The 7,708-nt window shown below is 67.9% G+C and carries 8 protein-coding genes and 2 pseudogenes; 3 read left to right on the forward strand and 7 right to left on the reverse strand.

Features of this window, described 5'->3' with window-relative positions:
* Nucleotides 1-235 precede the first annotated feature (235 nt).
* The 7 genes and pseudogenes from ABZV38_RS38760 to ABZV38_RS38790 form a co-directional block, all read right to left on the reverse strand.
* Nucleotides 236-1,204 (reverse strand): annotated as a pseudogene (locus ABZV38_RS38760) (PDR/VanB family oxidoreductase).
* Between the two features lie 24 nt (nucleotides 1,205-1,228).
* Nucleotides 1,229-1,459 carry a hypothetical protein gene (locus tag ABZV38_RS38765; RefSeq protein WP_356333466.1) on the reverse strand — a complete coding sequence of 77 codons (231 nt, stop codon included), beginning with the start codon at nucleotides 1,457-1,459 and terminating at the stop codon, nucleotides 1,229-1,231.
* Nucleotides 1,456-2,528: pseudogene (locus ABZV38_RS38770) on the reverse strand (aromatic ring-hydroxylating dioxygenase subunit alpha). Before ABZV38_RS38770 ends, ABZV38_RS38765 begins: the two are co-directional and overlap by 4 nt.
* A gap of 294 nt (nucleotides 2,529-2,822) precedes the next feature.
* A complete protein-coding gene (locus ABZV38_RS38775) occupies nucleotides 2,823-2,954 on the reverse strand; it encodes a hypothetical protein (protein WP_356333468.1) in 132 nt (43 codons plus the stop codon).
* 121 nt (nucleotides 2,955-3,075) lie between these two features.
* Complete coding sequence (locus ABZV38_RS38780; protein ID WP_356333470.1) at nucleotides 3,076-3,390, reverse strand: hypothetical protein; 315 nt, start codon at nucleotides 3,388-3,390, stop codon at nucleotides 3,076-3,078.
* Nucleotides 3,391-3,392: 2 nt separating this feature from the next.
* Nucleotides 3,393-4,088 carry a LysR family transcriptional regulator gene (locus ABZV38_RS38785; protein ID WP_356333472.1) on the reverse strand — a complete coding sequence of 232 codons (696 nt, stop codon included), beginning with the start codon at nucleotides 4,086-4,088 and terminating at the stop codon, nucleotides 3,393-3,395.
* Between the two features lie 80 nt (nucleotides 4,089-4,168).
* The gene (locus ABZV38_RS38790) at nucleotides 4,169-4,516 is read right to left on the reverse strand and encodes a DoxX family protein (RefSeq protein ID WP_356333474.1); all 348 of its coding nucleotides are present in this window, start codon (nucleotides 4,514-4,516) and stop codon (nucleotides 4,169-4,171) included.
* 99 nt (nucleotides 4,517-4,615) lie between these two features.
* Between ABZV38_RS38790 and ABZV38_RS38795 the strand changes: the two genes are divergently transcribed.
* The 3 genes from ABZV38_RS38795 (at nucleotide 4,616) to ABZV38_RS38805 (ending at nucleotide 7,534) form a co-directional block, all read left to right on the forward strand.
* Nucleotides 4,616-5,107 carry a MarR family winged helix-turn-helix transcriptional regulator gene (locus tag ABZV38_RS38795; RefSeq protein WP_356333476.1) on the forward strand — a complete coding sequence of 164 codons (492 nt, stop codon included), beginning with the start codon at nucleotides 4,616-4,618 and terminating at the stop codon, nucleotides 5,105-5,107.
* Nucleotides 5,108-5,664: 557 nt separating this feature from the next.
* A complete protein-coding gene (locus tag ABZV38_RS38800; RefSeq protein WP_356333478.1) occupies nucleotides 5,665-6,168 on the forward strand; it encodes a hypothetical protein in 504 nt (167 codons plus the stop codon).
* Nucleotides 6,169-7,198: 1,030 nt separating this feature from the next.
* A complete protein-coding gene (locus tag ABZV38_RS38805) occupies nucleotides 7,199-7,534 on the forward strand; it encodes a hypothetical protein (RefSeq protein WP_356333480.1) in 336 nt (111 codons plus the stop codon).
* The last annotated feature ends 174 nt before the right edge of the window (nucleotides 7,535-7,708 follow it).

The following is a 7,708-nucleotide window of genomic DNA, read 5'->3' on the forward strand; positions in this document are numbered from 1 at the left end:
ACAACCCGAAGCCCTTCGTCTGGACGAAGGACGCCGACGAGATCCTTCAACACCTCGCTTCATATCTTGATCGAATTCCCGGCGCAGAACACTAGGCAGACCTCTCCCGGCAGTCAATACTCTGTCGGTCTTTCGCGGCGGCGTGCTCTGCCGGAGCCGGAGGCTTCGGGCGACTCCGGGCTGTCACCGGCGTCCGGACGCCGGCATGCACTGCGGTGGCCGATCCCTCCACTCGTCACAGATCCAGGACGAGCCTCGGGCACATCGCTCGGGAAATGCAGATCATCATCGTGTCGTGACGGCTCTGCTCGGCGAGGGTGAGGAGCGAGTCGCGATGGTCGACCGTGCCGTCCAGCACGACGGTTTCGCAGGTGCCGCAGGTTCCCTCCTGGCAGGAGAAGAGGACCTGCACACCGGCCGCCTCGACCGCCTCGAGCACGGACTTGTCCGGCGGGACGGTCACCGTGATGCCGGTCTGCGCCAGTTCGACCTCGAACGTCCCGTCCCGCAGGGGCGCCTGCGGTTCCTTGGGCGTGAACCGTTCGAGGCGCAGAGCGCCGTCGGGCCAGTCGGCGCACCGCTCCTCGACGGCCTTGAGCAGCGGCTCCGGGCCGCAGGGGTAGATGAGCGTGCCGGGCTGCGGGATCCCCAGGACAGCGTCGAGGTCGAGAAGGCCGTACTCGTCCTCGGGACGGACCCGCACCCGCTCGTCGTACCGCTTGACGAGTTCGTCTCAGAAGGCCATCGACGCACGGGTCCGCCCTCCGTACGCCAACTCCCATACGGATTCGTGTCGTTCGGCCTCAGCCAGCATCGGAATGATCGGTGTGACGCCGATGCCGCCCGCGATGAAGAGGTACCGCTCGGCGCGCTCCAGGGGGAAGTGGTTACGCGGACCGCACGCCCGGACCGTGTCGCCTTCGGCCAGCGTGTCGTGCACGTGGAGGGAACCGCCGCGGCCGTCCTTCTCCCGCAGGACGGCGACGCGCCACACTTCCGCTTCTTCGGGCGAGGAACACAGCGAGTACTGCCGTACGAGGTCCGGTGCAAGCAGGAGGTCGATGTGCGCGCCGGACGCCCAGGCAGGCAGGGAGGCGCCGTCGGCCCGCCGCAGGTCGAGCGAGACGACACCGTCTGCCTCGTCGGTACGGCGGGCCACGACGAGTTCGAGTACGGCCTCGGGTGCGGTGGCGATTCTGGTCATCAGAGGATCCTTGGGTAGCCGAGGTCAGGCGCCGCCCAGCCGGCGGGGGCAGGGAGTGGCACCGGGGGCGGGGGCGGCCCCCTGGCCCGGGTGCCCGTCGGGGTGGGCGAGCAGCCACTCCCACAACTCCACCGGGTCCTCGGACTCCCGGTCCTCACCGCACCAGCACCAGCCGCGCAGCCGGTCCGTGCCGGGGATCCACACGATCCGGCAGACCGTCTCCCCGTCGAGCATCGGCGTGGGCGGCGCGCTCATCGGACGGTCACCGCGGATACGGCGGTGCCGGCCTCGACCATCCGCTTGAGAATGCGCCGGGCGGCCAGGCCACCGGTGTCGATGTTGATGCTGAGCTCCCGCGTCCCGGCCGGCTCGGAGGCGATGACCCGCTCCAGCTGGTCGAGTGCGGCAACGTCCTGGAGGACGACGGTGCGGTTGTTCTCCCGCAGGAAGTCGGAGACCTCCTGCTCTTCCAGGGCGAAGTCGCGTGCCACGGCCCAGAAGTCGTGGGTGCGGTGCTCCGTCTCGGGGGTGATGGCGTAGACGACCTCGACGTGGAAGGCGTCCGGATCGCTGCCGTCGGCGTGCGGGCCAGGCGCGCCGACGGGGGCGATGCGGGAGTGCAGAAGGTAGAGACAGGGAGCGTGGTACTCGATGTCCTGCCATCGCGTGATGCGGCCGGTGATGCCGGTGGACTCCGAGTAGAACGGCGGGCAGGCCGCGTCGTCCATGTGCCGACTGACGTGGACGACGCCCGCCTTGTCGTCGACCTCGGTGGTGATCGGGGTCTCGGCGACCTCGGGCGTGCCGATGTAGCCGCCGTGCAAGTACGTCTCGTGGGACAGGTCGAGCAGGTTGTCGACGAGAAGTCCGTAGCGGGCCGCCAGCGGCTCCATGCCGCAGACGGTGGCGTAGTCGGGCGAGCCCAGCCAGGGGGCGCGGGGGATCGCGGTCTTGTCGGCCCGGTCGTGGTCACCGATCCACACCCACACGAAGGAGTCCTGCTCCGTGACGGGGTAGGAGGTGAGCCGTACGGTGCGCGGCACGCGCTTCTGTCCGGGCACGCTCACGCACACGCCGTCCGCACCGTAGGTGAAGCCGTGGTAGCCGCAGACGACCGTGTCGCCGTCCAGTCGGCTCGGCTTCTCGGAGAGCGGGAAACGGCGGTGCACGCAGCGGTCGCCATGGCGGTGACCTCGCCCGCCTAGGTGCGCCAGAAAAGGATCGACTCGCCACAGATGGCACGGGTGAACAGCTCCCGCCCGATCTCGCTGCTGTAGGCGGCCACGTACCACTGGTTGCGTGCGAATGACGTCGTCATCGTCATCTCCCTTGCGTTCGGGTGGGCCGGGCACGTAGACGGACTGCGGGTTTCGGATAGCGTTGCCCTGCTGCCTGCGGGCCGGGGCGGAACGGTTCCCAGAGTGCTGCAGGAACGGCCCTGCGCACAGGGCGCCTTCCGTTGAACGGAAGTACGGCGCCGGGTAGTTCGGCGCGGCGGGCCGTTCCGGCGAGCGTGCGCACCATCACCATGAACAGCGGGCAGGTGTCCGACGCCGGCACGCGGTGAGACGCCGGATGGAGCGGTGGGCGTGGACACGGACTATCTGGAGCCATTCCGTCAGCAGGTGCAGTTCGACCGCGAGTGCGTCGGCGTCCTACGTGCCGCCCCGTCGGAGTACGCGGACCAGCGGTCGAGGAAGGCTGCGTAGCCGGCCGCCGGGGTGACGAGGTCCCAGGTCTCGTGAACCATGCGGGGATGTCAGCGACCGGGTCCGCGGTGGAGCGGAACCCTGCTACGTGGAGGCCGAGTTCGGGGTCCTCCATGACCGCGGTGACGTCCGCCTGCCTCGGCGCGATCGGCAGGCCGCCGATCAGCGGGTTCCGGCCCGCGCCTCGTCGAGCGACAGCTGGTGGCTGCCCTTGATCCAGCGGGTCTGCCGCCTTCCCGGGAGACCGTACGAGCGGACCCTCGCTTCGCCGATGGCATTCGGGAACTCCGCGCGCAGGAGCTCGACCACGCGGTCGGTCTGTTCACGGCCGTCGAGCTGGGCGGCCGACGCCTCGACCGGGTCGAGCGGGGCCGGTATGTGGGTCATGTTGAGGACGCCGGTGTTCCGGCCGGGGAAGCAGAACGCGAGCCCCTCGCAGCGGACCAGTCCCCCACTCAGGCGCCCTGGCGTGGACATGTTCAGCGAGCTCCTCGCGGCTCGGCTGGTGCTCCTCGTCCAAGTGCTCCAGGACGATCTACCGCGATCCGTAGATGGTTCGTTCCGGTACGCGGCAGGGCAGCCCCGCCACCTGGGGTGCGAAAGTGGCCGAGAGGCGGGATCACCAGACCGTCGACGAGCCGGATCGTGTCGCCCGCACCGCTGCCCAGAGCCTCCCGGACGAGCTGGAGGTGAAGCGCCGCGTCCAGTGCATCATGGTCGAACAGCCGCGACAGCGCGGGGCCGAGGCCAGTCGCCGGGTAGTCGGCCATCAGCAGCGTGAACTCCCGCCGTGTGGTGGCCGGGTCGAACGCTCTGCCCGTCGCGAAGAGCCGCTCGGCGGCAGCGCACACAGTCTCGACCTGCCCGGCCAGTTGCGCGGCGAGCGGCGTCAGGATGTAGGCGCTCCGGACCCTGACGAGCAGCTCGTCCGCGAAATGCCGGCGCAGCCGGGACAGCGAGGCGCTGACGGCCGGCTGGGTGACGCCGAGGTTCCGGACGGCACGGGTGACGTTTCGCTCGCGCAGCAGTGCACGGAGCGTGACCGGAGGTTGAGGTCCAGGTTGGCGAGGTGTGCGGGACGGGACTGCCGTGGGGTCATGCGCTCGGGATCCTGCCGCATACACATCACCAAGGCCGGCCGGGATTCCGTTGGCCGGAAAACCCGCGTCGTTCACCGCACCTCACCGCCGCGCGATGGCGTTCCCCGCCGGCGTCCACCCTGCGAACACGCCACCCCCGGTTGCCCGACAGGGGCTCAGGCCGACATCACCCGCAGTACGAGCGCGGCGGCGGCCAGCAGCGCCAAGATGGCCGGCGCCGCGATCTCGAAGTCCTTCGCACGTACGTGAGCGACGATCGCCCCGATGAAGTAAAGGACCACACCTCCTGCGGCGGCCGACCCGATCAGCGGCACCGCGAGGCCGACCAGGAGTCCGACGGCGCCCGCAGCCTTGAGCGAGGCGAGCCTCGGGAGCCAGGAATCGGGCACGCCCACCTTGCTCATCGAGACCGTAATGGCCTCATTGCGCGTGAAGGTCAATGTGGCTGAGGCGCTGAGAGCAAGAGCGAGAAGGATGCCGGCTGCCGCGTAGGCGATGAACATGGTTTACCCCAAGGTTGTCAATGATGGATGCTAAGATATTATTGAAAGCTATCAATGATTGATCTCGATCCGCAATATAGGCCCTGCTACCGTGTGGGTATGGCAGCTCAGGACAGGGTCACCCAGGAATCGGCGGGATCATCCGCGTCCCCCGGCGACCCGGACTACCGCCTCGGATTCCTGCTCGCCTATCACGGCGGCATCACCGAGACCCTGATCCGCAAGGCCCTCGCTGCCACCGGGCTCACACCCCGGCACGCCATGACGCTGCTGCAGCTCGCCGAGGGGCCGATCACGCAGAAGGCGCTCATCGAGAGGCTCGACGTCGACCCGAGCATCCTGGTCGCCCTGCTCAACGATCTTGAGGGCGACGATCTCGCACGCCGCAGGCGCGACCCCGCCGACCGCCGCCGGCACATCGTGGAGATCACCCCCGCAGGGACCTCACAGCTCCGGAAGTCGGACACGGCGCTCGAAACCGTGGAGCGAGAACTGTTCGCGGACCTGTCCGAACGCGACCTCGCCACCCTGCGCCGACTACTGGGCAAACTGCGGACTTCGCCGGAGGACTTCAGCTGTTCGGAGGGTTGACCTACCTCCCTGCCGACGGTGGGAGCTCCCACCCACCTTCCGGTGGTTCCTGGCGTGCAATGCGGGCCACCACACAACGACGCCCCGAGGGGCCTCCCCCTGGGCTTTGACAACGGGGCGGTGGCGCAAATTTTCGCGCTGCTCGTACGGGGCGGCACAGAAGGTGCCGCCCCCGGCGGCGAAGGCCGTGCGCGGGATGCCCTTGCCATGGGGACAATAGGAGCATATGCTCTCATTGCCTCCATCGACAAGCCTTGTCATGACAACTTGCCCCTACATGGACAGGCCTCGCCGGCACGTGCAACAACCTGGCGCCAGGCAAGGTCCACACCAACAAGATCATGGCTCGACGTCCAAGACAGTCACCACCAGATCACCCATCACCGCTTTGACGGGTGACTAAGGTTGTGTGAATGTCGAATCGCCAACCCACCAAGGGTTGTTCACAAGTCGATCGGCGCAGGCGCCGGCCCTTCGCACCCGGGCCGAGGTTCTACACCTTTCTGCCGCCACCGAATCGACACACCACAGAACGGAGCGGCAAGTTGCCGACTACATTGAAGATCAACAAGGTTCACTACCTGAGTGCAGCCGCCGGCCTCGCCACCGCCCTCGCTGGTGGCTTCGCCATTGCCCCGCTGGCGTCGGCCGACACATCTACTTCCAACAGTGCGCACGTCGTTGACCAGCGCACGGAAACTTTCGAGTTGGTCGGCAAACAGACCTCGATCCAAGACCTCGATCTGGGCCGGGCGGGAATCAGCCCGGGTGACCAGCGCGTCATCCACGAAGACCTCTACCGCGGCGGCAAGAAGGTCGGCGATCACAGCGTCGTCTGCACCTATACCCACGTCGATCCGGCCGCGCTCCAGTGCCTGGGCACCTTCTCTCTGCCTGAGGGACAGTTTGCCGCGCAGGCTCTGCTCCACCTGCCCGCCCCGTCCCATGTCGACGTCGGCATCACTGGCGGATCAGGCGACTACCGCAACGCCCGGGGCTTTGTTCGCACCGTTCCCGCCGGTGACACCGAGAGGCACTTCACCGTCCATCTGAACCGCTGACGGTTGGTTGTCGAACCACTGATTCCCTCCGTGCTCATTGCCCCTCGGACTGTCTCCAGGATCTGATCCGGAGGCGGATGCGGGACGTCGTCCGGGGTGTCCGACTGGCCAGTGAGCACGGAGGAGAGGCAACAGCGCTGCAGCCGGATCGGTCGGGCCTCGAAGGCCCCGATCCGGCTACGGCGGACCGTCTCGGCACTGATGTCGGCACAGGGTTAGCCGGTCCGAGAACGGCGTAGGCGGCAGTGGGGAACCTGCTGCCGTCACCCAATCCAGGCGGGCACCCTGCCGGTCCACGAGGCACAGGGCGCTCGAGATGAGCATCGACCGCAGAGGTGAGGCGTGCCGGGCATGTGGCCTGGTCAGCCCCTCGATCTGCTCGGCGAACGTGACGGCAGGACACTGACTGCCCAGGCACTTGAACTCACAAGATCCCCGACAGAGCCGAGTTCCGTGAACGTCGACACGTTCATGGTGGCGGGTCGTCCAGGTTGTTCATCAGGCCATACAGCGAAGCGGTGTGGGAGGACGCCTCCTCAGTTGCACCCGCCATGCCCCTACATGCAGGTCACAACCGTGCAGGTTTCATCGGCGGGAGCCTTGAGGCAAGTTGTGCACCGCCGGCGACGTGTACGAGGCGCGATCAGCGTGTCGAGCGGTACTTCGCTCAGTTCTGGCCGACGGTGTGGTGGGGCAGGCCCATCGCGGGGCCATGAATCAGCACGGCCCCAGGGTGAACAGCGCGACCACGAGCTCGGGCAGTGTCCAACTTCCAGGTAGGGTTGCTGCATCCCCGACGACCAACTCAGTGCCATCCGGTGTCCCCCCTGGCATCTCGATGTCCAGTGCGGCCAAGTCGGAAGTGAGGTTCGTCCAGACGCGACAGCCGAGGGGAAGAGAACTGCGTTGCCGGCTCACGTGAGGGTCGGCGGGGCGCAGCCGTCCCTATGATGGTGCGCTGACCAGCGCCGTCGCCAAAGGCCCCATCTGGCCCGGCATCGCCGCGTTCATCGATGCAGAGGACCTGCCCATGCCCATCCGCCGGATCGCCGCCCTGGCCGCGGTGCCCGTGACCGCACTGCTCCTGGTCGCATGTGGGAGCAGCAAGGTGCACGGCACCATAACCGAGAAGGAGTACAAGCCGGCCCGCACCACGTGGACCACCGAGTCGGTCACGAAGAGGGAGTGCACCACCTCCCGTAGCGGTGGCAAGACCAAGAGGTCGTGCCACACGGTGCGGACCGGTACCCATCGTGTGGCGCACCGCCATCCTGTGTGCTGGCAGATCGAGCTGGACGACGACGCACACGAGCTGTGCATCTCCAAGGCCCGATGGGACAAGGTGCGTGTCGGCGACCGGTGGTGAGCCGCTGCGATCGGTACCGGGGTGCCGGACTGCCGGCTCGGTCCGCTCAGCACCCGTTGGTCCAGAAAATCCCTGAGGCCGCCCAGCAGCCGGGCGACGCCTTGGTCGGGGGTCGGGGGTCGGGGGTCGGGGGTCGGGGGTCGGGGGTCGGGGGTCGGGGGTCGGGGGTCGGGG

It is taken from the genome of Streptomyces sp. NPDC005181 (assembly GCF_040608395.1).
Lineage (GTDB): Bacteria > Actinomycetota > Actinomycetes > Streptomycetales > Streptomycetaceae > Streptomyces.